Source organism: Bradyrhizobium sp. 159 (assembly GCF_023073795.1).
In the GTDB taxonomy this organism is placed as follows: domain Bacteria; phylum Pseudomonadota; class Alphaproteobacteria; order Rhizobiales; family Xanthobacteraceae; genus Bradyrhizobium.
Genome location: NZ_JADPKE010000029.1, coordinates 193,208 through 215,386, shown reverse-complemented (window position 1 = coordinate 215,386; position 22,179 = coordinate 193,208). Strand labels below are relative to the sequence as shown.

23 protein-coding genes and 1 pseudogene are annotated in these 22,179 nt (G+C 64.4%); 11 read left to right on the top strand and 13 right to left on the bottom strand.

Annotation, left to right across the window (positions count from 1 at the left end; genetic code table 11):
* The 4 genes and pseudogenes from IVA96_RS06180 to IVA96_RS06165 all read left to right on the top strand — a co-directional run.
* A pseudogene (locus IVA96_RS06180) lies at nt 1-178 on the top strand (chemotaxis protein CheW); the annotation flags it as partial.
* Between the two features lie 72 nt (nt 179-250).
* The gene (locus IVA96_RS06175) at nt 251-616 is read left to right on the top strand and encodes a response regulator (protein ID WP_008138864.1); all 366 of its coding nucleotides are present in this window, start codon (nt 251-253) and stop codon (nt 614-616) included.
* Nucleotides 617-691: 75 nt separating this feature from the next.
* Nucleotides 692-1,879, top strand: coding sequence for a chemotaxis response regulator protein-glutamate methylesterase (locus tag IVA96_RS06170; RefSeq protein ID WP_247416150.1), 1,188 nt, complete (start codon nt 692-694; stop codon nt 1,877-1,879).
* Complete coding sequence (locus tag IVA96_RS06165) at nt 1,876-2,748, top strand: protein-glutamate O-methyltransferase CheR (RefSeq protein ID WP_247416148.1); 873 nt, start codon at nt 1,876-1,878, stop codon at nt 2,746-2,748. Before IVA96_RS06170 ends, IVA96_RS06165 begins: the two co-directional genes overlap by 4 nt.
* Nucleotides 2,749-2,766: 18 nt before the next feature.
* Here the strand turns inward: IVA96_RS06165 and IVA96_RS06160 are convergent, their stop codons facing one another.
* From IVA96_RS06160 to IVA96_RS06145, 4 genes are all read right to left on the bottom strand, one after another.
* Nucleotides 2,767-3,927 carry a glutathionylspermidine synthase family protein gene (locus IVA96_RS06160; protein WP_247416146.1) on the bottom strand — a complete coding sequence of 387 codons (1,161 nt, stop codon included), beginning with the start codon at nt 3,925-3,927 and terminating at the stop codon, nt 2,767-2,769.
* A 3-nt stretch (nt 3,928-3,930) separates the two neighbouring features.
* Entirely contained in the window at nt 3,931-4,323 is a 393-nt protein-coding gene (locus IVA96_RS06155; RefSeq protein WP_247280853.1) for a hypothetical protein, read from the bottom strand.
* 1 nt (nt 4,324) lies between these two features.
* Nucleotides 4,325-4,729, bottom strand: a complete 405-nt coding sequence (locus IVA96_RS06150) for a DUF350 domain-containing protein (RefSeq protein WP_100181150.1) — start codon at nt 4,727-4,729, stop codon at nt 4,325-4,327.
* 166 nt (nt 4,730-4,895) lie between these two features.
* Nucleotides 4,896-5,597: a response regulator transcription factor gene (locus IVA96_RS06145; protein ID WP_016848562.1), complete on the bottom strand. Its 702-nt coding sequence runs from the start codon at nt 5,595-5,597 to the stop codon at nt 4,896-4,898.
* A gap of 415 nt (nt 5,598-6,012) precedes the next feature.
* Here IVA96_RS06145 and fliI point away from each other — a divergent pair, with 415 nt between their 5' ends.
* The 6 genes from fliI to IVA96_RS06115 all read left to right on the top strand — a co-directional run bounded on the left by fliI (nt 6,013) and on the right by IVA96_RS06115 (nt 12,295).
* On the top strand, nt 6,013-7,338 hold the full coding sequence (gene fliI / locus IVA96_RS06140) for a flagellar protein export ATPase FliI (RefSeq protein ID WP_247280852.1): 1,326 nt from the start codon (nt 6,013-6,015) through the stop codon (nt 7,336-7,338).
* 121 nt (nt 7,339-7,459) lie between these two features.
* The gene (gene fliJ / locus IVA96_RS06135; RefSeq protein WP_011084990.1) at nt 7,460-7,879 is read left to right on the top strand and encodes a flagellar export protein FliJ; all 420 of its coding nucleotides are present in this window, start codon (nt 7,460-7,462) and stop codon (nt 7,877-7,879) included.
* A 175-nt stretch (nt 7,880-8,054) separates the two neighbouring features.
* The gene (locus tag IVA96_RS06130; protein ID WP_247280851.1) at nt 8,055-8,600 is read left to right on the top strand and encodes a sigma-70 family RNA polymerase sigma factor; all 546 of its coding nucleotides are present in this window, start codon (nt 8,055-8,057) and stop codon (nt 8,598-8,600) included.
* A 77-nt stretch (nt 8,601-8,677) separates the two neighbouring features.
* A complete protein-coding gene (locus IVA96_RS06125; protein WP_247416143.1) occupies nt 8,678-9,718 on the top strand; it encodes an anti-sigma factor in 1,041 nt (346 codons plus the stop codon).
* Between the two features lie 255 nt (nt 9,719-9,973).
* Nucleotides 9,974-10,933: an AraC family transcriptional regulator gene (locus IVA96_RS06120; protein WP_247416140.1), complete on the top strand. Its 960-nt coding sequence runs from the start codon at nt 9,974-9,976 to the stop codon at nt 10,931-10,933.
* A gap of 144 nt (nt 10,934-11,077) precedes the next feature.
* Entirely contained in the window at nt 11,078-12,295 is a 1,218-nt protein-coding gene (locus IVA96_RS06115; RefSeq protein WP_247416137.1) for an NAD(P)/FAD-dependent oxidoreductase, read from the top strand.
* Nucleotides 12,296-12,602: 307 nt separating this feature from the next.
* On the opposite strand, the gene IVA96_RS06110 is transcribed toward IVA96_RS06115, so the two are convergent.
* From IVA96_RS06110 to IVA96_RS06075, 8 genes are all read right to left on the bottom strand, one after another.
* On the bottom strand, nt 12,603-12,803 hold the full coding sequence (locus IVA96_RS06110) for a hypothetical protein (protein ID WP_247280847.1): 201 nt from the start codon (nt 12,801-12,803) through the stop codon (nt 12,603-12,605).
* A gap of 293 nt (nt 12,804-13,096) precedes the next feature.
* On the bottom strand, nt 13,097-15,238 hold the full coding sequence (gene flhA, locus IVA96_RS06105) for a flagellar biosynthesis protein FlhA (protein ID WP_247416135.1): 2,142 nt from the start codon (nt 15,236-15,238) through the stop codon (nt 13,097-13,099).
* Between the two features lie 321 nt (nt 15,239-15,559).
* Nucleotides 15,560-15,859, bottom strand: a complete 300-nt coding sequence (locus IVA96_RS06100; protein ID WP_247416132.1) for a copper-binding protein — start codon at nt 15,857-15,859, stop codon at nt 15,560-15,562.
* 17 nt (nt 15,860-15,876) lie between these two features.
* Nucleotides 15,877-16,332 carry a cupredoxin family protein gene (locus IVA96_RS06095; RefSeq protein WP_247416176.1) on the bottom strand — a complete coding sequence of 152 codons (456 nt, stop codon included), beginning with the start codon at nt 16,330-16,332 and terminating at the stop codon, nt 15,877-15,879.
* Nucleotides 16,333-16,363: 31 nt separating this feature from the next.
* Nucleotides 16,364-17,698, bottom strand: coding sequence for a copper oxidase (locus tag IVA96_RS06090; protein ID WP_247416129.1), 1,335 nt, complete (start codon nt 17,696-17,698; stop codon nt 16,364-16,366).
* Nucleotides 17,699-17,711: 13 nt separating this feature from the next.
* Entirely contained in the window at nt 17,712-19,151 is a 1,440-nt protein-coding gene (locus IVA96_RS06085) for a TolC family protein (RefSeq protein ID WP_247280842.1), read from the bottom strand.
* 9 nt (nt 19,152-19,160) lie between these two features.
* Nucleotides 19,161-19,457 carry a hypothetical protein gene (locus IVA96_RS06080; protein ID WP_247280841.1) on the bottom strand — a complete coding sequence of 99 codons (297 nt, stop codon included), beginning with the start codon at nt 19,455-19,457 and terminating at the stop codon, nt 19,161-19,163.
* Nucleotides 19,458-19,530: 73 nt separating this feature from the next.
* Entirely contained in the window at nt 19,531-19,950 is a 420-nt protein-coding gene (locus IVA96_RS06075) for a hypothetical protein (RefSeq protein ID WP_247416125.1), read from the bottom strand.
* Between the two features lie 176 nt (nt 19,951-20,126).
* On the opposite strand from IVA96_RS06075, the gene IVA96_RS06070 reads away from it, so the two are divergent.
* Nucleotides 20,127-21,392 (top strand): MFS transporter, encoded by a 1,266-nt coding sequence (locus tag IVA96_RS06070; protein ID WP_247416174.1) that lies wholly within the window; start codon nt 20,127-20,129, stop codon nt 21,390-21,392.
* A gap of 55 nt (nt 21,393-21,447) precedes the next feature.
* On the opposite strand, the gene IVA96_RS06065 is transcribed toward IVA96_RS06070, so the two are convergent.
* Nucleotides 21,448-22,089 carry a TetR/AcrR family transcriptional regulator gene (locus tag IVA96_RS06065; RefSeq protein WP_247416171.1) on the bottom strand — a complete coding sequence of 214 codons (642 nt, stop codon included), beginning with the start codon at nt 22,087-22,089 and terminating at the stop codon, nt 21,448-21,450.
* Between the last annotated feature and the right edge of the window lie 90 nt (nt 22,090-22,179).

Below are 22,179 nucleotides of genomic sequence, written 5' to 3'. Positions count from 1 at the left end.
CGACCAGATCGGCGAGGTGCTGCGCCTGCCCGAGGACGGCAAGGAAGACAACCCCGTCAACCTCGACCCCCGCATGGCCAAGCTCGCCGGCGGCGTCCATCGCCTCGACGGCCAGCTCATGGTTGTCCTCGACGTCGATCGCGTCCTCGAGCTCGCGCCCGAGATGATGGCAGCCTGATACGGCGGCATCGCCGTTATCGGGCCTGCAACTGAAAGCGCCCCGGCAAAGGGGAAGGAAGCAGAGGTTCACATGCGAACTTGTCTCGTCGTTGATGATTCCAGCGTCATCCGCAAGGTTGCGCGCCGGATCCTGGAGGGCCTCGACTTCCAGATCCTCGAAGCCGAAGACGGTGAGAAGGCCCTGGAAGCCTGCAAGCGCGGCTTGCCCGATGCGGTGCTGCTCGATTGGAACATGCCCATCATGGACGGCTACGAGTTCCTCGGCCATCTCAGGCGCATGCCCGGAGGCGATCAGCCCAAGGTGGTGTTCTGCACCACCGAGAACGACGTCGCGCACATCGCGCGCGCGCTGCACGCCGGTGCCAACGAGTACATCATGAAACCCTTCGACAAGGACATCGTGACGGCGAAATTCCAGGAAGTCGGCCTTATCTGAGCGATCGCCCGGAGGCTGAACGGATCCTTCGGCGCTTGTTTTCAACTGAACCGTTTCAGTCTGAGTTGGTGAGTAATGAGTGTTGCGTTCGCAGGTAATTCGACCACGGGCTCGTCGCGCGAGGCGGGCCCGTTGCGGGTGATGATCGTCGACGATTCCGTCGTTATTCGCGGTCTGATCTCGCGCTGGGTCGGTGCCGAGCACGACATGGAGGTTGCGGCCTCGCTGCGCACCGGGCTCGAGGCGGTCAACCAGATCGAACGCATCAACCCCGATGTCGCCGTGCTCGACATCGAGATGCCCGAGCTCGACGGCCTCTCGGCACTGCCGCAACTGCTGGCGAAGAAGCGCGATCTGGTCATCATCATGGCCTCGACGCTGACCCGCCGTAACGCGGAGATCAGCTTCAAGGCGTTGTCGCTCGGCGCGGCCGACTACATTCCGAAGCCGGAGTCGACGCGCGAGGCGTCGGCCGCGGACATCTTCCACCACGATTTGGTCCAGAAGATCCGCCACCTCGGCGCGCGCCTGCGCAGGAGGTCCGCGGTTGCGAGCCCGCCGCTGGCGCCCGCGAGCCCCGCGTCGGTTGTACGTGCAGCGGCCGTCGCGCGGTCCACCGCGCCGGCTTCGGCCGCGCCGTCGGCGGGAGCGCCGGCCACGCGCCCGTTCTCGACCCAGGCGCCAAAGGTGCTGCTGATCGGCTCCTCAACCGGCGGTCCGCAGGCGCTGATGGCGCTCGTCACCGAACTCGGCCCGGTGATCGATCGCGTCCCGGTGCTGATCACCCAGCACATGCCGCCGACCTTCACCACCATTCTTGCCGAGCATCTGGCGCGTTCGAGCCGCAAGCCGGCGGCCGAGGCGATCGACGGCGAGCCGGTGAAGCGGGGACGGATTTACCTGGCGCCCGGCGGCAAGCACATGCGCGTCGTGCGCAGCGGCACCGACACTGTGATCGCGCTCGACGACGGCCCCGCCGTCAATTTCTGCAAGCCTGCGGTCGACCCGCTCTTCACCTCCGCCATCGACATCTGGCACGGCGGCATCCTCTGCGTGATCCTGACGGGTATGGGCTCCGACGGCATGCGCGGCGGCAAGGACATCGTCGCTGCCGGCGGCAGTGTCATCGCGCAGGATGAGGCTTCCAGCGTCGTCTGGGGCATGCCGGGCGCGGCCGCCAATGCCGGCATCTGCGCGGCGATCCTGCCGCTCAACCAGATCGGCGCCAAGGTCAATCGTCTGTTCGCGGGGGACCGCTCGTGACGCCGGTTGACTACGAATATTTGCGCAAGTTCCTGAAGGAGCGCTCCGGTCTCGACCTGTCGGCCGACAAGCAATATCTGGTCGAGAGCCGGCTGCTGCCGCTGGCCCGCAAGGCGAGCCTATCGGGCATTCCCGATCTCGTGTTGAAGATCAGGAATGGTGACGGCCGGCTCGCGACCGACGTGGTCGAAGCCATGACCACCAACGAGACCTTCTTCTTCCGCGATAAGATCCCGTTCGACCATTTGCGCGAGACGATCATTCCAGGTCTGGTCCAGGCGCGCGCGGCACGCAGGTCACTCCGGATCTGGTCAGCGGCATCGTCGACGGGGCAGGAGCCCTATTCGATCGCGATGTGCCTGAAGGAGATGGGTGCTGCGCTCGCCGGCTGGCGTATCGAGATCGTCGCCACCGATCTGTCGCAGGAGGTGCTGGAGAAATCCAAAGCCGGCATCTACAGCCAGTTCGAGGTGCAGCGCGGCCTGCCGATTCAGCTCCTCGTGAAACACTTCACGCAAGTCGGGGACGTCTGGCAGCTCAATCCCGACATTCGATCGATGGTGCAGTTCCGCCAGCTCAATCTGTTGCAGGACTTCTCCCATCTCGGCACGTTCGACGTGATCTTCTGCCGTAACGTGCTGATCTATTTCGACCAGGACACCAAGGCGGTGATCTTCGAGCGGATGGCGAAGGCCATGGAGCCCGACGGCACGCTGCTGCTTGGCGCCGCCGAATCCGTCATCGGCATCTCTGATGCGTTCCGCCCCATCGCCGATCGCCGCGGTCTCTATCAGCTCAACCCCTTGCGCTCCGGCCGCCCTATGGGCGGTTTGATGCCGCCGTCGTTGAAGGTGGCTGCGGCGCGGTGATCTCATCTGTCATACGCCTCACAATATCGCATGTGGCAGAAACCGCGAGCGGTTGCCCGTGATCGGGCTCTCGTCTTCGCGGATCGAGAGGCCACACGGCTCGTGGTTCACCAGCCAGCTTCCAATCACAGGATAGAAGCCTGAAAAGTTCGGCAGCGGTGATAGCGCCTGCCGCACGAAACCTTCGGCGCCGTAAGGGCCCGCCTGCGCGTCGAGCGGCATGCCGCCAGATACAAGCGTGACATTGGCGCCTTCACGCGACAGCAGCGGCTTGCGCACATAGGACGTTCCGAGTTCAGCAGCGCGAGGATCATCCTCGAAGAAGGCCGGCAGCAAATTGGGATGGTTCGGAAACATCTCCCACAGCAGCGGCAGGATTCCCTTGTTGGAGAGCACGGCCTTCCACGGCGGTTCGATCCAGCGCGTCGGTGCGTCCTTGAGCTTGGCGCCGAAGGCGTCGTGGAACATCCACTCCCAGGGATAGAGCTTGAAGGCCAGCCCGATATCGCAATCGTCGAGATCGACGAAGCCGCCACCATCATCGCGCCAGCCGACCGCCTCGATGTCGAGCAGCCTGGTCGAGAGCCCCGCCTGGCGCGCGGTGTCTTCGAGATAAGCCAGCGTGCCGGCGTCTTCCTCATTGCCGGTAATGCCGGTGAGATGGACGTGGCGGCCGGCGGCGATCTCCTTCCACGCGGCGATCAGCCGCTCGTGGATGGAGTTGAACTGGTCGGCATGCGACGGAATGATGCGCCGTTCGATCGCCTGCTCGAGCCATGTCCATTGAAATACCGCGGCTTCGAAGATCGAAGTCGGCGTATCCGCATTGTATTCGAGCAGCTTTGCCGGACCTTCGCCGTCGAACTTGAGATCGAGCCGGCCATAGAGGCTGCGGTCGTCGCGCTCCCAGCTCTCGGCAATCAAGGTCCAAAATGCTCGCGGAATCTTCAGGCTGCGCAGGTAGCGCTCGTCGCCGATGACGCGGCCGGCAAGCTCCAGACACATCGCCTCGATCTCGCCGGTCGGCGTCTCGATGTCGCGCTCGATCTCGTCGAGGGTGAAGCTGTAATAAGCGCGCTCGTCCCAATAGCGTTCGCCGTCGATGGTGTGGAAGACGAAACCGCATTGCGCTGCGGTTTCTCGCCAGTCGTTGCGCTCGAGACAGACGATGCGTTGCATGGATCAGCCGCCGCTTGAAAAGCCATGGCCAAACGAGCCGAAGCCGCCGCGGCTCACGCTGCCGGAGCCCGACTCGGACGACGTTCCCGACGAGGAATGGCTCGAGGAATCGCTGCTGAAGAAGCTCGATCGCGACGACCAACGCGAGCTGCTGCCACCGCTCGAGGAACTGCTTCGGCTGCTGCACGGGGTGCTCGCCTGAGCTGGCGCTTCCGTTCCGGGCGGAGGCGGCTCGCAGGTCTGCGGCATCATCGTGTAGGCGGTGGTGCCGACCGCGATCGTGCCCATCACCAGCAGTGCAACATGGCCGGAGCGCTTCACCGGCGGCCTCCGAGGCGGTAGCTCGGCCACTTGCCGGCGCTTGCCGAACTCCTTTTTGGAGGGTTTGTCGGCCATGTCAGTAGATCATGCAGGCGGCGTTCAGCAGGCCCGCGGCGAGCGAGGACAGGCCAAGCCAGATCGCCGGGGCAAGCTCGCCGGCAGAGATCCGCGCCGACAGGTTCGGCACCGGGACCTTCACGAGGAAGAACACGATGACCTGCACGACCAGTGCGATCGTCGCCCAGATCAGGCAATCGAGCACATTGGCCGAATGGGCGATGGCGCTGACCAGCGGTGCCACGAAGCCGAGCAGGCTGAGGCCGAGCGCAATCGCCGCGGCCGGCTCGTTGTCGCGGATGAGCTGGAATTCGTTATGCGCAGTGATGCGCGTGTAGACGAACAGATAGGCCACGATGGCGATCAGCCCGGTGCAGAAATAGACCAGGAAGGCGGGCAGGCCGGCGAGTGATTGCAGGATCATCGTTCCCCCATCGTGCAGCGACCATTCGTCGGCGGAGAAAGGATAGCGGTTCAATGTCGGGAGGACGATGAGGCGCCTTGGCGTCCCCAAAAAACAAAACCCCGCCATTTGCGGCGGGGTTCAGGCTGGGAGGAGCGAGCCCGAGGGCTCGCGACGTAAACCAGGATCAGGCCGGGATGCGCTCGTCGGCCTCGTGCGGCTCGCGCAGCACGTAGCCGCGGCCCCACACGGTCTCGATGAAGTTGCGTCCCTCGGAGGCGTTGGCGAGCTTCTTGCGGAGCTTGCAGATGAAGACGTCGATGATCTTCAGCTCCGGCTCGTCCATGCCGCCATAGAGATGGTTGAGGAACATTTCCTTGGTGAGGGTCGTGCCCTTGCGCAAGCTGAGGAGCTCCAGCATCTGATATTCCTTGCCGGTCAGATGCACGCGTTGGCCGCCGACTTCCACCGTCTTGGTGTCGAGGTTGACGACGAGGTCGCCGGTCTGGATGACCGACTGGGCATGGCCCTTGGAGCGGCGCACGATCGCGTGGATGCGGGCCACCAGCTCGTCCTTGTGGAAGGGCTTGGTCATGTAGTCGTCGGCGCCGACGCCGAGACCCTTAACCTTGTCCTCGATGCCGGCGAGGCCGGAGAGGATCAGAATCGGTGTCTTGATCTTGGAGACCCGGAGCTGCTTGAGCACGTCGTAGCCGGACATGTCGGGCAGATTGAGGTCGAGGAGAATAATGTCGTAATCGTATAGTTTACCGAGATCGACGCCTTCTTCCCCCAAATCGGTCGTGTAGACGTTGAAGCTCTCCGACTTCAACATCAGCTCGATCGACTGCGCGACGGCGCTGTCATCTTCAATCAGCAAAACGCGCATGCCAGTTCCCCATAGTCGCCGCTCCTGGGCGTCAGGTCGGCCGCATTCGCGGCACTCAACAAAACGCCTTTGAACAACTGATTCGGATCCTGACAACAGATGGTTAACAAACTCTGATTCTGGAACGCAAGTCCCCCCGGTGCAATTTTTGTCGAATCGCCCTAAGGTCTTGCGTGCGAAGCAGCTTTCGTCACCCGGTTCTGTTCAAGCTCCACTTTAAGAGGCGGGCCTAACCGACTCCCGCGACTCAGCCTTCTTCTGAAGGGAAGTCACGCTCAGTCTCAAAGACAGTGACGCAATGATTAATGATGCGGGTAAACACGAAGTTAAGCGCCGTTCAGAAATATGGCGAAACTTAAGGTTTTCACCTTGAAGCCCCGGACGACGAAGGCGCGCACCTCATGAAGGCCCACCTATGAAGGCTTTGGCCGAACAGATCGGCGACATCGACGGCGTCAATATCTATGGCCGTGTAGTCGGCGTGCGCGGCCTCATGGTCGAGGTGGCCGGTCCCATTCACGCAATGTCGGTGGGTGCGCGGCTGGTGATCGAGACCGGCGCCAACCGCTCGATCCCCTGCGAGGTGATCGGCTTCTCCGGCAACAATGCCGTGGTGATGCCGTTCGCCGGCCTCGACGGCGTGCGCCGCGGCTGCAAGGCGGTCATCGCCAATGCCGCCAATCAAGTGCGGCCGTCAGCGGCCTGGCTCGGCCGCGTCGTCAATGCGCTGGGCGAGCCGATCGACGGCAAGGGGCCCCTGCCGCAAGGTTCCTCGCCGATGCCGTTCCGCAATACGCCGCCGCCCGCGCATTCGCGCAAGCGCGTCGGCGCCCCGCTCGATCTCGGCGTGCGCGCGATGAACACCTTTCTCACCTGCTGCCGGGGCCAGCGCATGGGAATCTTCGCGGGCTCCGGAGTCGGCAAGTCGGTGCTGCTGTCGATGCTGGCGCGCAACGTCGATGCGGCGGTCAGCGTCATCGGGCTGATCGGCGAACGCGGCCGCGAGGTGCAGGAATTCTTGCAGGACGATCTCGGCGAGGAGGGGCTTGCGCGCTCCGTCGTGGTGGTGGCGACCTCGGACGAGCCGGCGCTTATGCGCCGCCAGGCGGCGTATCTGACGCTCGCGGTCGCTGAGTATTTTCGCGACGAGGACAAGGACGTGCTCTGCCTGATGGACTCGGTGACGCGCTTTGCCATGGCCCAGCGCGAGATTGGTCTATCCGCCGGCGAGCCGCCGACTGCCAAGGGCTACACGCCGACCGTGTTCACCGAATTGCCCAAACTCCTGGAGCGCGCCGGACCCGGCCTGGGAGAGGGCGCCATCACCGCGATCTTCACGGTGCTGGTCGACGGCGACGACCATAATGAGCCAATTGCGGACGCCGTCCGCGGTATCCTCGACGGCCATATCGTGATGCAGCGCTCGATCGCCGAGCGCGGTCGCTACCCCGCCATCAACATCCTCAAATCCGTCTCCCGCACCATGCCGAAATCGGCCGATCCGCAATTCTGGCCAACCATCCAGCGGGCACGACAGGTGATGGCGACCTATGCCGACATGGAGGAATTGATCCGGCTTGGCGCCTACCGGGCCGGCTCCAGCCCCGAGGTCGACGAAGCGATCCGCCTGCACGAGCCGCTCGAGGCCTTCCTCCGCCAGCGCAAGGACGAAAATGCATCACTCGCGGACGGCTATCGCCAGTTGGCGCAAATCCTGGGTGATTTGGAAACGGAACGCTAACTTTGTCAGGTCATCATCCGATCCCACAGAGTAGCAGAGCCGGTCTTGGCCGCAATCGGGCCTGTGGGGAGACCGGTGCCGTCCCACGTGCAGCGAGGGGACTTCTGGGGAGTACGAGTCGATGAAGTCACGTGATACCCTCATTCGCCTGAAGAAATTTCAGGTCGACGAGAAGCGCCGCCGGGTCACCCAGATCGAGACCATGATCGCCGACTTCCAGCGGATGTCGGTTGATCTCGAGCGCGAGATCCAAACCGAGCAGGAGCGCGCCGGGATCAACGATCCCTCGCACTTCGCCTACCCGACCTATGCCAAGGCTGCGATCCAGCGCCGCGAGAACCTGACCCGCTCGGCCGACGAGCTCAAGGGCCAACTCGACGAAGCCAAGGCCGCATTGGCCGAAGCCTTCGAGGAGTTGAAGAAGGTCGAGCTCCTCGACGAGCGTGACCAGGCCCGTGAGCGCGCCGAAGAGAACGCCCGCGAGCAGGCCGACCTCGACAGCATCGGCCTGATGCGCGCCCGCATCGGCGCCGTCGCCTAACGGCGCCAGCAGCCCGACCGCCGAAAAATCTGCCAAACCCGGACCGCAAGGTCCGGGTTTTCATATTTGCTGTCCACAGTGGAGGCGCCGCGCCTCTTGGTGGTCAGGTTTGTCGCGCGCTATGGTAGCGACGTGCCTGGGCTTGCGCGGAAAGCGACGGGCGGTGGGGGGCTGAATGCTGACGCCAGCAGAGCTGGTCGGGCTGATTGAGGCGGTGGCGAAGGGCGATCAGGCCGCATTCGAGCGGCTCTACGTCGCCACGCGCGCGAAACTTTATGGCGTCGTGCTCCGTATCTTGCGCCGGCAGGATCTCGCAGAGGAGGTCATTCAGGAGACCTACGTCAAGATCTGGAACAGCGCCGGCCAGTTCAATCCGGCCATGTCCTCGCCGATCACGTGGATGGCGTCGATCGCCCGCAACCGTGCGATCGACGTTGTGCGCAAGAAGTCGGAAGTCTCCATCGAGGAAGAGCCTCAGGCGATGGAGGTGGCGGCCGATAGTCCTGATCCGCTGGCGCGGAGGGAGATGACCGAGGAGTTGAAACGGCTCCTGGAATGTATCGGCCGGCTTGAGCCGGACCGCCAGCGGCTCGTGCTTCTCGCCTATTACAACGGTTGGAGCCGTGAGCAATTGGCGGAGAAATTCGTTGCGCCTGTCAACACGGTGAAGACGTGGCTGCGGCGCAGCATGCTGGATATCCGGGAGTGCCTCGGGCTTTAGTGGATGATGAGAGTGGCAGGTACCAGCGCGGCAACGACTGTCCACCTCTCCCCAATGGGGAGAGATGAAGGACAGTGATGGCCTACACGGAGGACCATATCGCGCTCGCCGCGGAATATGCGCTCGGTACGCTCGACGCCGACGAGCGCGCGCAGGTCGAGACCATGATGGCGGTGGACAAGGCGTTCGCCGATATCGTGCAGGCCTGGGCCTTCCGGCTCGGCGCGCTCAACCAGATGGTCGGCTTGGTCGAGCCGCGTCCGATCGTGTGGGAGAACATCAGGTCCGAGATCGCGCGCACGACCCTTGCGCAGGAGCCGCATGTCGAGGCTGCACCGCCACCCATACCGGAATTGCCTTCGCTGGACATTGCCTCTTCGGAATCGTCGACGGCCGGCGTGCAGTCCCCGGAGCCGCCGCATCCCGAAGCGGAGCAGCCGCAGACATCGCGTGCCGAGCCCGACGCTATTCCGGACATCGCGCCGCAGTTCATGCCGCAAGTCCATGCTCCGGATCTCAACGTCGGTCGCGCGCCGCAGGCGCCGGCCGTCGAGGACGGCAATGTGATCCGTATCGAGGGGCGCGTGAAGCGCTGGCGCAACATCGCATCCGCCGTCGGCGCGCTTGCGGCCGCGCTGCTCGTGGCGCTGTCGCTTCAGATATTCCTCCCTGATGCGTTGCCGGGTGCCTTGCGTCCCGCGCCGCGCATCCAGACTGTGGAAGTGAAGACACCGGCCGCGCCGCTCGCCCCCTCCGCGCAATATGTCGCGCTGCTGCAGGGCCAGGGCGGCGGCCCCGCCTTCATTCTCACCATCGACGGCGCGACGCGGAATTTCACGGTCCGCAAGGTCGGCGCGACCCCGGAGCCCGGCAAGAGCTTCGAGCTCTGGCTGATCTCCGACAAGCTGCCGCGCCCGCGTTCGCTCGGCGTGATCGGTGCTAGCGATTTCACCGCGCGTCCGCTGCTGGCTTCCTACGATTTCGACGTCGTCAACGGCGCGACTTACGCCGTCACGGTCGAGCAGGCCGGCGGTTCGCCCAATGGCCAGCCGACCTCGGCGCCGGTGTTTTCCGGCAAGCTGATCGAAACCGTGCCGCCGGCGCAGCCGGCGAAGTAGCCCAACATTTCATCGTCCTGGCGAAGAGCGTCGTGGCCCGGATGGAGCGCAATCCGGACGACAACTGTCCGGCATTCCGCTCTGCTTCGAGCTACCAGCAGAAACTGTCGCCACGGTCCATCCTGTCGTCGTAATCCGACAAGTCCCGCCGATTCCCGCTCCCGATTTGAACCTGGCTGCACTTGGCGGCGTCAAATGCCCGGAATTTGAAGGCGGCGCCGCTGAGCGCGATGCCGGAGAGGGTGAGAAAATCAGATGGATGCAGTGAAGGCTCCCGGCATCTTCATTCACCAATATGCGGGGCTGCCGCACGGTCCGGAGTTCGAGCACTGGCGCGAGCGGGTCTTCGGGTCCTGCGGCCTCGATATCGGGCCGAGCCGGGGCGACAGCATCGACTGCCGGCTCCAGGTCAGCGTCGTCGACAACATCGCGCTCGCCATTCCCGAAGGCGCTTCCGCACAATATTCACGCACGCAGAGCCACCTTGCCGACGGCAGCGACGATCTCGTCCTGATTGTCGGACATGCGGGCCGCGTCCGCGTCGGGCAGAACGGTCACACCGTCGAACTCGCGCCGGCGCAGATGGTGCTCGCCGACATGAGCATCACCGGCACTGTCGGCCACACCGACGAGGAGCGCTTCACCACCATCCGCATGCCGCGCCGCGCGCTGCTCGACATCAATCCGCGCGCAGAGGAGAAGCTGTCGCAGGTGCTCTCCGACGGCGCGGTCGCCGAGACCATCTTCCGCTACCATGCGCTCGCCGCCAATCAGGCGCCGCATCTCGATGCGGTCGGGCAGCGTCTGACCGCGCAGCACATGATTGATCTCGTCGGTCTTCTGCTCGGGACCGACGCCGAGCATGCCAGCCTTGCGCGCGGACGCGGGCATGCGGCGGCCCGTCTCGATCTCATGCGCGCCGACGTGATGGCGGCGCTCGGCCGCAACGATCTCTGCCTGTCCGAGATCGCGACGCGCTCGGGCCTCAGCCCGCGCCAGGCGCAGCGCCTGTTCGAGCAGGCCGGCACGACCTTCACCGAATTCGTGCTGGAGCAGCGCCTGCTCCAGGCGCGCAAACTGCTCTGCGATCCCCGCGCCAGGACGCGCAAGATCAGCGACATCGCGCATTCCTCAGGCTTTTCCGATCTGTCCTATTTCAATCGCGCCTTCCGCAAGCGCTTCGGCGCGACGCCGTCGGAACTGCGCGAGGCGTGATCCGGCCGGTCTAATCTTGTCCGGCGCGTCAATGCTGCCGCAGTTGGTCAAGGCGGCCGAATGCGCTATATCTGGCTGCGGCGGATCGCTCGATCCGCATGTCGGTCGCTCGTATCGGCCGTTGGGAAAGCGCAGTAGGCGGACATGGCGCGTATCGTCGTGCTCGGCGCCGGGTTTGCAGGCCTGTGGGCGGCCATCGGCGCTGCGCGCAAGCGCGACGAGATCGGCGCGAACAGCGACATCGATATCCGTCTCGTCGACCGCAATCCCTATCACAACATCCGCGTCCGCAATTACGAGGCCGACCTCGGCGAGGTCGCGCTACCGCTGCCGCAACTGCTCGATCCGATCGGCGTCAGCCACGGCATCGGCGAAGTTGAAGCCATCGATCCGACACGACGTGAAATCTCGCTGGTCACGAGCGGCGGTGAGGAGAGGTTGGACTATGACCGCCTCGTGCTGGCGCTCGGCAGCGAGGTGATGCGTCCCGACATTCCAGGCCTTGCCGAGCACGCTTTCGACGTCGATACCTATGCCGCGGCGCTCCGCCTCGAGGATCATCTCGTCTCGCTTGGACGCAGCGTGCCGGCGCCGGGGCGTTCGACGGTGGTAGTGGTCGGCGCCGGCTTCACCGGCATCGAGGTCGCGGCCGAGATGCCCGCGAGGCTGACGCGTGCGGGCATCAGCGGCAGCCGCCGCATCGTCCTCGTCGATCCCAATCCAGCGGTCGGCGCCACCATCGGCGCGCAGGCGCGTCCCGTGATCGAGACGGCCTTGGCCTCGCTCGATGTCGAGATGCGGCTTGGTGTGCGCGTCGTCTCGGTCGAGGCTGCCGGCATGCGCCTGAGTTCGGGCGAGTTCATTTCGGCGCAGACAGTGATTTGGTGTGCCGGGCTCCGTGCAAGCCCCTTGGCGGCGAGCTTTCCGGACGCGCGCGATCGCCTCGGGCGCATCCTGGTCGATCCTTTCATGCGGGTTGCGGATGTCGGCGGTGTGTTCGCGGCCGGCGACGTTGCCTCGAGCGTGATCGACGGGCTGCATCCGACCGTGATGTCCTGTCAGTTCGCGCGCCCCATGGGCCGCTTCGCCGGTCACAACGTGGTGGCTGATCTCGCCGGTCTGCCGATGCTGCCGTTGCGGATCGACTGGTACGTGACCGTGCTCGATCTCGGCACCTGGGGCGCGCTCTACACGGAAGGCTGGAATCGTGAGGTGCGCGCCACCGGCGCGGCCGCGAAAGTGACCAAGGAGACGATCAACCGCAGGCGCATCTATCCGCCGCTCACGGGCAGCAGGGACGAGCTCTTCGCTGCCGCGGCGCCGACGGTGCAGACGCCGCCGCCGACGTACCGGGCGCGGTAGCCGCAAGCGCACTGTCATCGTCCGCGAAGGGGTGATCCAGTATTCCAAAAGGAATGGAAAACGAGCCGTCCGCGGCGCACTGGATTGTCCGCCTTTGCGGGGAATCGCAATTGTGACCGTCGTGGTATCGCTGGCTACATCCGCGCCGAATTCATTTTCCGCAACATACCCCAGACATGAGAAAGCGCCCGTGGGGGGCGGGCGCTTTCTGTAGTCGACTTGGGGTTGGGGTCGTCTACATATCCACGTGGCGACTTTGGGGGGCTGGTAAAGAGCCGCGTGAATTCACAAAACTCGTCAGGTCTCCTTAGCGAACGAGGGACGCGTTCGAACTGGTAATCACGACCGGCTGGCCGGCCTTGATGACGCGGGCGCTCTGGGTCAGGCCTTCATCCGAACCCGTGCGTGCCGTGATGCCGAGGCCCGCCACTACGATCCCTGCGACGAGGGCCACGACCACAATCTTCAGATGGGTCGCGCGGTCTGCGCTGTAGATCGAGTGGTTCATGGAAGCCTCCTGCCGCCATCTACCCGAAGTAGTCGCCAGCCCATTCAGGCAGGTTCATGCTTCCGGTGCCCAACAACCTAGTATTGGGAGGATTCGTTCCCAAGAGGCCATCACAAGAGCGTGACAGGACGTGAAAGGTCGCGATCAAAAGCGATCTTTGGTCGTTCGATTATATAATTATTTCAACAATTTAATTGCCTGTGAGGCGCCTTTTCGGCTTTTGGCCCGCAAGCCGCCAAGAACTCAAAAACCATTTGCATGTGGCCAAAAAACACGCGGCTTCTTGAGCCAAATCAGATGCTTCCGACTGTTTTCAACCTCGCTCTAGGGTGGATTTCGGCCTGCGACAGCACGGTCGTCTGGGCCCGGAACCGTTCCACCAGGGAGCGGACGAAGGGACGAATTGCGGCAGAGGTGACCAGCACCGGCGCCTCGCCTTCGCGGGCGGCGCGCTCGAACGCCTCGCGCACAGCGGTCATGAACTCAGAGAGTTTAGAGGGCTGCATCGCAAGGCTGCGCTCTTCGCCCTGGCCGATGATCGACTCGGCAAATGCCTGTTCCCAGCGTGCCGATAGCGCGATCAGCGGCAAATAGCCGTTGTAGGAGGTGTTCTGCGCGCAGATCTGCCGCGCCAGCCGGGCGCGGACATGCTCGACCATGGTCGCGGGATTGCGTGAGAAGGCGAGCGAGTCGGCGATGCCTTCGAGGATGGTCGAGAGGTCGCGGATCGAGATGCGCTCGGCCAGCAGGAGTTGCAGCACGCGCTGGATGCCGGAGACCGTGACCTGTCCCGGCACGATGTCCTTGACCAGCTCGCTCTGCTCCTTCGGCAGCTCCTTGAGCAGCTTCTGCACCTCGCCATAAGAGAGCAGGTCCGACATGTTGGCCTTGAGCAGCTCGGTGAGCTGGGTCGAGAGCACGGTCGCGGCGTCGACCACGGTGTAGCCCTTGAGCGAGGCCTCTTCCTTGAAGCTGGCGTCCACCCAGGTCGCAGGCAGGCCGAAGGTCGGCTCGGTGGTGTGGATGCCGGGCACCTGCACCTGGCTGCCGCCGGGGTCCATGACCATGAACTGGTTCGGCCAGATCTTGCCGCTGCCAGCGTCGACCTCCTTGATCTTGATGATGTAAGTGTTGGCCTCGAGCTGAACGTTGTCGAGGATGCGCACCGCCGGCATCACGAAACCCATTTCGACCGCGAGCGAGCGGCGCAGCGCCTTGATCTGCTCGGTGAGGCGGTCGGTGCCATCGGGGCCGTTGACCAGCGGCAGCAGGGCATAGCCGAGCTCGATCTTGAGGTCGTCGATCTTGAGCGCAGCCGAGATCGGCTCTTCGGCCGCAGCCGCGCCCGGCGCACCCGGCGTGCCCGGAGCAGGCGCGGCCTTGGCGGCTTCCTCGGCCTTAATGCTGATCCTCTTGTTGGTGCGCGCCTGCCAGGCGAGCGCGCCGGCGCCGGCGCCGAGCGCGAGGAAGGGGAGGGTCGGAATGCCCGGCAGCGCGGCTAGCACCAGCATCACCGCCGAGGACATGGCCAGCGCCTGCGGATAGCCGGAGAACTGCTTCATCAACGCCTTGTCGGCGGCGCCGGAGACGCCGGCCTTGGAGACGAGCAGGCCGGCCGCGGTCGAGACGATCAGCGCCGGCACCTGGGTGACGAGGCCGTCACCAACGGTCAGGAGCGTGTAGCTGCGGCCGGCGTCGGCGAATGACATGCCCTGCTGCGCCACGCCGATGATCATGCCGCCGACCACGTTGATGAAGACGATCAGCAGGCCGGCGATGGCATCGCCGCGCACGAACTTGGAGGCGCCGTCCATGGCACCGAAGAAGCCGCTCTCATCCTCCAGTTCCTTGCGTCGCTCCTTGGCGACCTTCTCGTCGATCAGGCCGGCGGAGAGGTCGGCGTCGATCGCCATCTGCTTGCCGGGCATGGCGTCGAGGTGGAAGCGGGCGGCGACCTCCGCGATGCGGCCCGAACCCTTGGTGATGACGACGAAGTTGACGATGATCAGGATGGCGAAGACGATGATACCGATGACGAAATTGCCGCCCATCACGAAGCTGCCGAAGGCCTCGATGACGTGACCGGCGGCAGCCGTGCCCTCGTGCCCGTGCGACAGGATCAGCCGGGTCGAGGCCATGTTGAGCGACAGGCGCAGCATGGTCGAGATCAGCAGGATGGTCGGGAAGGCGGAGAATTCCAGCGGCGCCTGGATGAACAGCGACGTCATCAGGATCAGGATCGAGAGCGTGATCGAGATCGCCAGGAACAGGTCCAGCACGATCGCGGGCAGGGGGAGGATCAGCACCACCAGGATGGTGAGGATGCCGAGCGCCAGCGCGATATCGCCGCGCTTGAGGACGTTGACGATTTCGGAGACGGAGGGGATCCCGGGCCTTGCCCCGCCTACGCCTTGTCCCGCGGTGACATCGACCATGGTAGCTGCCTCCCCGCGCGACTGCCGTCCGCGCGCCCCAAACGTCTGCGCAGCGGCCGAGGGGCCGCCGTTCCGAAAGTGAGGCACCGCACTGGCGTCCACGGGGGCTCCCGTTCTACGCGGCTGACGACACTCGACTTCACCCGGCAATTTTTGCCCGGTGTATGGTTAGCAAAGGGTTAACGGAGGGTGCGGAAGAGCGAGGCGAGGGGTTTTTGGGAGTCATTTGCGGGGCGATGCGGAGCATCGAACCCGAAATTCTCGGGATTCCGGGTTCGGCTCTTCGAGCCGCCCCCGGAATGACGCAGAGGGAAGGCCGCCCTACTTCGCCTTCTCCATCTTGGTCACCGAATAACCCGAGGCGGCCTCCTCGGCCTCGAAGGTCACCTTATCGCCGACCTTCACCTGCTTCAGCATCGCGGGATCCTTGACGCGGTAGACCATGGTCATGGGTTCCTCCATGCCGAGGCTTTTCGCGGGGCCGTGCTTGAGCGTGATCTTACCGGCGCCCTCGTCGATCTTCTTGACCTCGCCGCTGATCGAGGCAGCGCCGGCCAGGGCTCCAGTGGCACCGCCTAACGTCAGCGCCAGCGCAGCAGTGATACGGATGATGCGGTTCATGGCAGTCTCCCTTTTCGTTACTTCACGGTGACGTGGCCGACCATGCCGTACTCGCGGTGGTCGGGAATCAGACAGGAAAATTCGAACGTGCCGGCCTTGCTGAACTTCCAGAGGATCTCGGCCGTCTTGTTCGGGGCGAGACGCACCCCGTTCGGGTCGTCGTGCTCCATGTGCGGATGCTTCTTCATCTCCACCGCATGGGCGAGATTCTCCTTAGGTGTCGCGAGCAGGAATTCATGGTCCTCCTTGCCGACGTTGCGCAGGACGAAGCGAATCTGCTCGCCGCGTTTGACTTCGATCCTGGCGGGTGTGTAGTCCATCTCGTTCATCAGAATCTCGATGGTGCGCGCGGGCTTGTTGGGATTGCCGGGCTCGCCGGCCGAAAAGGTCCCGTGCCCGTGCTTGTCGTGGGCAAGGGCCGGCACGGCCGAGAGCGCGGTCAGCGCCAGGGCGAGCCTGATCGTTTTCTTCATCGTCGTCTCCAGTTGGTGGTTCATCGAACGCTCACATCTTGTGCTTCATTGGCGAACTGCCTGATTTTTGTCGTGCCGGCTCAACGGCCGGCGGCGTGACCTCATACGCGACAGTGCCTTTCGGGAATTGGTAGGGGCCGGGATCGCGATAGTCGTCGCGCGCGAGCTCTTCGCGAATCTTCATCACCGTGAACATTCCGCCCATCTCAATCGGCCCGAACTGGCCGGTACCGGTCATCATCGGCAGCGTGTTGTCGGGCGCGGGCATCTCCATGTTGCCCATCGCCATGCCGGTCGAACCCATCGCCATGCTGTCGGGCGCGAGCTTGCCGACGGCCTTGGCGAGATCCTTGCGCGATACGCCGATCAGGTTGCGCACGTCATGGCCCATCGCATTCATGGTGTGGTGCGACTTGTGGCAATGGAACGCCCAATCGCCGGGATTGTCCGCGAGCACGTCGAACACACGCACCGCGCCGACCGGGACGTCCGTCGTGGTCTCCGGATATTGCGCGCTCTCCGGAATCCAGCCGCCGTCGGTGCAGGTCACGGCAAAGCTGTGGCCGTGCAGATGGATCGGATGGTTGGTCATGCTGAGATTGCCGATGCGCACGCGCACGTTGTCGCCGAGCCTGACCGGCAGCGGATCGATGCCGGGAAACACCCGCGCGTTCCAGGTCCACATGTTGAAGTCGGTCATCTCGTTGACCTGCGGCAGATAGGTGCCGGGATCGACGCGATAGGTGCTCATCACGAAGACGAAGTCGCGGTCCACGGGCCGGAAGCTCGAATCGCGCGGATGCACGACGACCATGCCCATCATGCCCATCGCCATCTGCACCATTTCGTCGGAATGCGGGTGATACATGAAGGTTCCGCTCTTCTTCATCTCGAACTCGTAGACGAAGGTTTTTCCCGGCTGGATATGCGGCTGGTTCAGCCCGCCGACACCATCCATGCCGCTGGGAATGATCATGCCGTGCCAGTGCACGGTGGTGTATTCGGGCAGCTTGTTGGTGACGAAGATGCGGAGCTTGTCGCCCTCGACGGCTTCGATGGTCGGGCCCGGCGACTGGCCGTTATAGCCCCACAAATTCACCTTCATGCCTTCGGCGAATTCGCGCACCACGGGCTCGGCGACGAGATGGAATTCCTTCCAGTCGCCGTTCATGCGGAACGGCAGCGACCAGCCGTTCAGCGTGACCACGGGACGATAGTCCGGGCCGCTGATCGGATGCAGCGGCGGCTGCATCACCACCTTGTCCATATGCGCAGCCTCCGGAATCGAAGCGGCCTGGACGCGGCCCTGAATCGCGGAGGCGCTGACGAGCGCGGCAGTGCCCAAAAATCCTCGGCGGGAAAACATGCTGGCCTCCATCTCAGTGGCCGCCATCGGCAGGCGCTGCCGCGGCGATGGTGGTTGGATTGTCGCTGCCGGCTGCAGGGGAGCCGCCGCCATTGACGGCGGTCTGCAAGCCGGACTGCGCGAGGAAGAATCGTTGCTTGGCGTCGATGGCGCCGCGCAGCGACGCGAGGCGCTGCCGTGCCTCGGTGAGCAGCGCAAAAATATCGACCTGCATACTGGAGAAGCGCAGCTGCATCTCCTCGGTGATGATTTTTCGCAAAGGAACGATCTCGCGCTGGTAGTGGCTGGCGATGTCGTAGCTGGAACGATAGATGCGATAAGCGTCGCGTGCTTCCGAACGCACATTGACGGCGCGCTCGGTGAGGCGGTTGAAGGCGAAGTTGTAGATCTCCGCCGCCTGCCGCACGCGCACCTCGCCGCCGTCGAAGAGCGGAATCTGGAACTGCACGTCGAAGCCGCGCTCGCGAAACGGGGGGCCTTCCGGATCCCGGGTGCGGCGGGAGATGCCGGCGAGATCGAGCAGGGTGACGAAGCGCGTCGCCTCGGTGAGGTTCAGCGACTTCGCCAGCGCTGTCAGCTCCAGCCGCGCGATCTGTAAGTCGATGCGATGTGCGACCGCGTCGGCTTCGATCGTGGGCAACGCGTGCGGGCGTCGCGGCAGCGGCGGTAATTGGTTGGGCAGGCGGAAGTCGAGGCCGCCGTCCCACAGCCCCATCAGGCGCGCGAGCCTTTCGCGGGCGCTTGCCGTCGTTTGCCGCGCGGTGGCGAGGTCGGCGGTGGTCTCGGCGTAAAACACCTGCTCGCGTGCTTGGTCGAGCTTGTTGAGTGAGCCGGTCTCACCGAGCTTGACCGCGAGCTGTGCGGTCGATTCCGCCGTCGCTTTCGCGTCGGTCAGCAGCACCACCATCTCGTTGCCGGCAACGGCGCGCCAATAAGCGCTGCGGACGTCCGCGGCGAGCCGCAGCGTTGCCAGTGCGGCGCGCAACTGGGCCTGGCGAAAGCGGTCGCGCGCGATGTCGGAGCGGAACGGCAGGGTGGCGAGCGCAAGGATATCGCCGACTACCTGGCGCTCGATCTCGCTGGCGCCATTGCCTGAGATCCGCGAGATCGAAAACACGGGATTGGGCGGCAGACTCTGCTCGACCAGATCGGTCTCGGCGAGCGCCAGCTCGTTATAGGCCGCTTGCAATCCCTTGTTGTTGAGCAGCGCAATCTGCACGGCAGCATCTGCGGTCAATGTCCGCGACAGCAATTGGCGCACGCGCCCGTCAACCGCGCCGGCGCCCTCGGTTGTTCGCACGAAGGCGACGTCCTTGTTGATGCTCTGATTCGTCAGCTCCGAGACTGTCGTCATGCCGCTGTCGGGCGAGAACGCAGCACAGCCGGCAAGACCGGCTGCGCAAAGACCGAGCGCGGCGAGAGCGAGCAGGGGGCGCGCGAGATGATGTATCATGGCGCGCTCCTACTGCTCTTGTTTTGGCTGCGGTGTGACCGCGTCGTTGCGGCCGCGCCATGGGGCCGGCGCCGCAGGCCGCAGGCTCGTGTAGGGCGCAATCGTCGACCGATAGCCGACAGACGCGACCTTGGCCGCGGGATCGGCAGGGTCCGCACTGGCGACGGGTATCGTTGCCGGCATGCAGCCGGACAACGCCAATGCGGCCAAGACCAGCGCCAAGGCCAGCAGCGGCCAATCGTGTCGAAAGTGTCGTCCACGCGCAGCGAGTGCTGCCGCGGACTTCGCCCCGGAAAGCGTAAGCATGATTCATCCCTGATCTGTCGTAAGACCACAGGCGCGCGCGCGGATGCGCTCGACCTGATGCCGTCGCGTCAGATCAGGCGATGGGAGGACGGTAGTGCAGGGGCGGCGCTGCGCTGTGCAGGATCGCCACGATCTCGGTTGCACAGGCGGCGACAGGCAGAAGCGGCTTGGCCACGCTGGGCAGATCGGCCGGCAGCGCGCTCACGCACATCATCGCGCAGCAGGGTCCGACTGTTCCCTTGCCGCCATGATGATGCGAGGCTGGCGCGTCCTGTTCGGCGGTCTGGTGATGCGTATGTGATCCGGCGTGGTGATGCGAGGTGCCGTCATGGGCGTGGCTGGCCGCCATCTGATGATGCGCCGGCACGAGGTCAGCCAGCACGGCCTCATCCAGGCAGCGCGCCGGGCCATTGCTCCAGGCGAGACCTGCTGCCGGCGCGACCACGCAGAACAGATAGGCCAAGGCAACGAAGCGCCCCAGCTTGATCCGCATCGATCGTGTCAATCGCAGCAACATATTGCGTCGTTAAGTTCCCCGCGCGGCGGTGTTGCACACGCTGATTGCAAATTAATGGCAAAACGCGCCTTCGCCAAGCTCCTTCTTACCGCAGCGCACCGCGCATGCCCAATATCGCGCCACGATGCTTGACCATGAAGCGTCCAGCGAACATGGTCCCGACCGTGCTTGCGCCAAATCACCCAGGACAGAGACCGGCCTCCTTCACGCCTGATTCCCGTCAGGCCTGGGTGCGGCTCGCGATTGCGCTTGTGATCGGCTCGATCGGCGCCGTCGGCATGTGGGCGGTCGTGGTCGTGATTCCCGTGGTGCAGGCGGAATTCGGTGCCACACGCGGCGCGGTGTCGCTGGCCTTCACGCTCATGATGTTCGGTTTCGGGCTGGGCGGCGTGATCGCCGGCAAGATCACCGACCGGTTCGGCATCGTGCCCGCGATGGCAATCAGCATCGCCTTCCTCGGCGTCGCCAATGTGCTCGCGGGCTTATCAACTCAGCTCTGGCAGTTCGTGGCGGCGTATTTCCTGATCGGCCTTGGCACCTCCGCGACCTTCGCGCCGCTGATGGCGGAAGCCTCGCATTGGTTCGAGCGCTATCGGGGGCTAGCCGTGACCATCGTCGCCAGTGGCAATTATGTCGCCGGCACGATGTGGCCGCCGATTGTGAGCTGGGGCACACAGACCGCCGGCTGGCGCTATACCCATATCGGCATCGGCATCGTCTGCGCGAGCACGATGGCACTTCTCGTCCTCGTCCTCCGCGCGCAGATGGGCGACGATCATATCCGCGATCACGCCAATGCACCGCCGCCTCAAGTCGATCTGAAGCTGTCGACCAACACGCTGACGGTGCTGCTCTCGATTGCCAGCATCTCCTGCTGTGTCGCCATGGCGATGCCTCAGGTGCATATCGTCGCCTATTGCGGCGATCTCGGCTATGGCGTCGCGCGCGGCGCCGAGATGCTGTCGCTGATGATGGGCTGCGGCATCGTCAGCCGGATCGGCTCGGGCTATCTCGCCGACAAGATCGGCGGTATCCGCACGCTGCTGGTGGGATCGCTGGCGCAAGGCTTTGCGTTGGTGTTCTATTTGTTTTTCGACAGCCTCACCTCGCTCTATCTCATCTCCGCGATGTTCGGCCTGTTCCAGGGTGGCATCGTGCCGAGCTATGCCATCATCGTGCGCGAGGCGATGCCGGCGAGCGAAGCCGCGACGCGCGTCGGCATCGTGATCTTTGCGTCCGTGTTCGGCATGTCCTTCGGCGGCTGGGTGTCGGGCGTCATCTTCGATGCCACCGGCTCGTATGCCGCGGCGTTTGCGAACGGCGTGGCATGGAACGCGCTGAACATCGGCATCGTCGTGTTGCTGCTGATCCGCTCGCGGATGAACGCGACGAAGGCTGGCCCGGGCTTTGCGACTTAGGCCTCCTGTCCGGCTTTCAGCAGCGAGCCTCCGGTGATCTTGTAGCCGCCGTCGGCTATCGCTTGCGCTTCGCGCCCCGCTTCGCAGGTTTGGCGGCGGCGCGCGTCCTGGCCTTGGTGCGGGGCTGCACCCGCAGCCCGTCCACGAACACATCGAGCATGCGCAGCACCGAGGACTGCCAGCCGGGCTGGTCGTGCATGTAGCACATGCCGATCAGGGCCCTGAGCAGGTCCTCCGGGCTGACATCGCCGCGCATCTGACCGGCTGCGACGGCGCGGTCGAGCAGCGAGCCGATCGCCTTGGTCAGCCGCTCCATCGAGAAGGCGGCGAGCTCCGACGAGCTCTGATAGGTCAGTGCCAGCGCGGCCGACATGCCTTTCTTTGTGGCAACGAATTCGACGGCGGAGCGCAGCCACCGTCGCAGCGCGTCGACCGGATCGTTGGCGCTTCGCAGATGCTCGGCGAGCTCGCTGAGCTGCTCGACCTCGCGGCGGTAGACCGCCTCGAACAAATCCTCGCGTGTCGGGAAATGCCGATAGAGCGTGCCGATGCCGACACCGGCACGCTTTGCCACAGCTTCGAGGCTCGCTTCCGGGCCGCCGGCGCTGAACACGACTTTCGCGGCTTCGAGCACGCGCTCGCGATTGCGCACGGCATCGGCGCGGGGCTTCCGGGTCTGGTCGGTCTGGTCGTCCATGCCGGCAGTGTAGATCACGAATTGGTTAGATTGAACCCTGGCTAGCTGCATCGCCTTGTTTGCGCACGGGCTTTGACGAATTCCAATATT

Excerpts from the sequence above, each read along its gene's own strand:
- fliJ (WP_011084990.1), top strand. The coding sequence starts at position 7,460 with ATGAAGTCACGTGATACCCTCATTCGCCTGAAGAAATTTCAGGTCGAC.
- IVA96_RS06150 (WP_100181150.1), bottom strand. The coding sequence starts at position 4,729 with ATGATCCTGCAATCACTCGCCGGCCTGCCCGCCTTCCTGGTCTATTTC.
- IVA96_RS06090 (WP_247416129.1), bottom strand. The coding sequence starts at position 17,698 with ATGTTTTCCCGCCGAGGATTTTTGGGCACTGCCGCGCTCGTCAGCGCC.
- IVA96_RS06115 (WP_247416137.1), top strand. The coding sequence starts at position 11,078 with ATGGCGCGTATCGTCGTGCTCGGCGCCGGGTTTGCAGGCCTGTGGGCG.
- flhA (WP_247416135.1), bottom strand. The coding sequence starts at position 15,238 with ATGGTCGATGTCACCGCGGGACAAGGCGTAGGCGGGGCAAGGCCCGGG.
- IVA96_RS06070 (WP_247416174.1), top strand. The coding sequence starts at position 20,127 with ATGGTCCCGACCGTGCTTGCGCCAAATCACCCAGGACAGAGACCGGCC.
- IVA96_RS06080 (WP_247280841.1), bottom strand. The coding sequence starts at position 19,457 with ATGCTTACGCTTTCCGGGGCGAAGTCCGCGGCAGCACTCGCTGCGCGT.
- IVA96_RS06085 (WP_247280842.1), bottom strand. The coding sequence starts at position 19,151 with ATGATACATCATCTCGCGCGCCCCCTGCTCGCTCTCGCCGCGCTCGGT.
- fliI (WP_247280852.1), top strand. The coding sequence starts at position 6,013 with ATGAAGGCTTTGGCCGAACAGATCGGCGACATCGACGGCGTCAATATC.
- IVA96_RS06075 (WP_247416125.1), bottom strand. The coding sequence starts at position 19,950 with ATGCGGATCAAGCTGGGGCGCTTCGTTGCCTTGGCCTATCTGTTCTGC.
- IVA96_RS06170 (WP_247416150.1), top strand. The coding sequence starts at position 692 with ATGAGTGTTGCGTTCGCAGGTAATTCGACCACGGGCTCGTCGCGCGAG.
- IVA96_RS06155 (WP_247280853.1), bottom strand. The coding sequence starts at position 4,323 with ATGGCCGACAAACCCTCCAAAAAGGAGTTCGGCAAGCGCCGGCAAGTG.
- IVA96_RS06130 (WP_247280851.1), top strand. The coding sequence starts at position 8,055 with ATGCTGACGCCAGCAGAGCTGGTCGGGCTGATTGAGGCGGTGGCGAAG.
- IVA96_RS06095 (WP_247416176.1), bottom strand. The coding sequence starts at position 16,332 with ATGAAGAAAACGATCAGGCTCGCCCTGGCGCTGACCGCGCTCTCGGCC.
- IVA96_RS06065 (WP_247416171.1), bottom strand. The coding sequence starts at position 22,089 with ATGGACGACCAGACCGACCAGACCCGGAAGCCCCGCGCCGATGCCGTG.
- IVA96_RS06160 (WP_247416146.1), bottom strand. The coding sequence starts at position 3,927 with ATGCAACGCATCGTCTGTCTCGAGCGCAACGACTGGCGAGAAACCGCA.
- IVA96_RS06100 (WP_247416132.1), bottom strand. The coding sequence starts at position 15,859 with ATGAACCGCATCATCCGTATCACTGCTGCGCTGGCGCTGACGTTAGGC.
- IVA96_RS06110 (WP_247280847.1), bottom strand. The coding sequence starts at position 12,803 with ATGAACCACTCGATCTACAGCGCAGACCGCGCGACCCATCTGAAGATT.
- IVA96_RS06175 (WP_008138864.1), top strand. The coding sequence starts at position 251 with ATGCGAACTTGTCTCGTCGTTGATGATTCCAGCGTCATCCGCAAGGTT.
- IVA96_RS06145 (WP_016848562.1), bottom strand. The coding sequence starts at position 5,597 with ATGCGCGTTTTGCTGATTGAAGATGACAGCGCCGTCGCGCAGTCGATC.
- IVA96_RS06125 (WP_247416143.1), top strand. The coding sequence starts at position 8,678 with ATGGCCTACACGGAGGACCATATCGCGCTCGCCGCGGAATATGCGCTC.
- IVA96_RS06120 (WP_247416140.1), top strand. The coding sequence starts at position 9,974 with ATGGATGCAGTGAAGGCTCCCGGCATCTTCATTCACCAATATGCGGGG.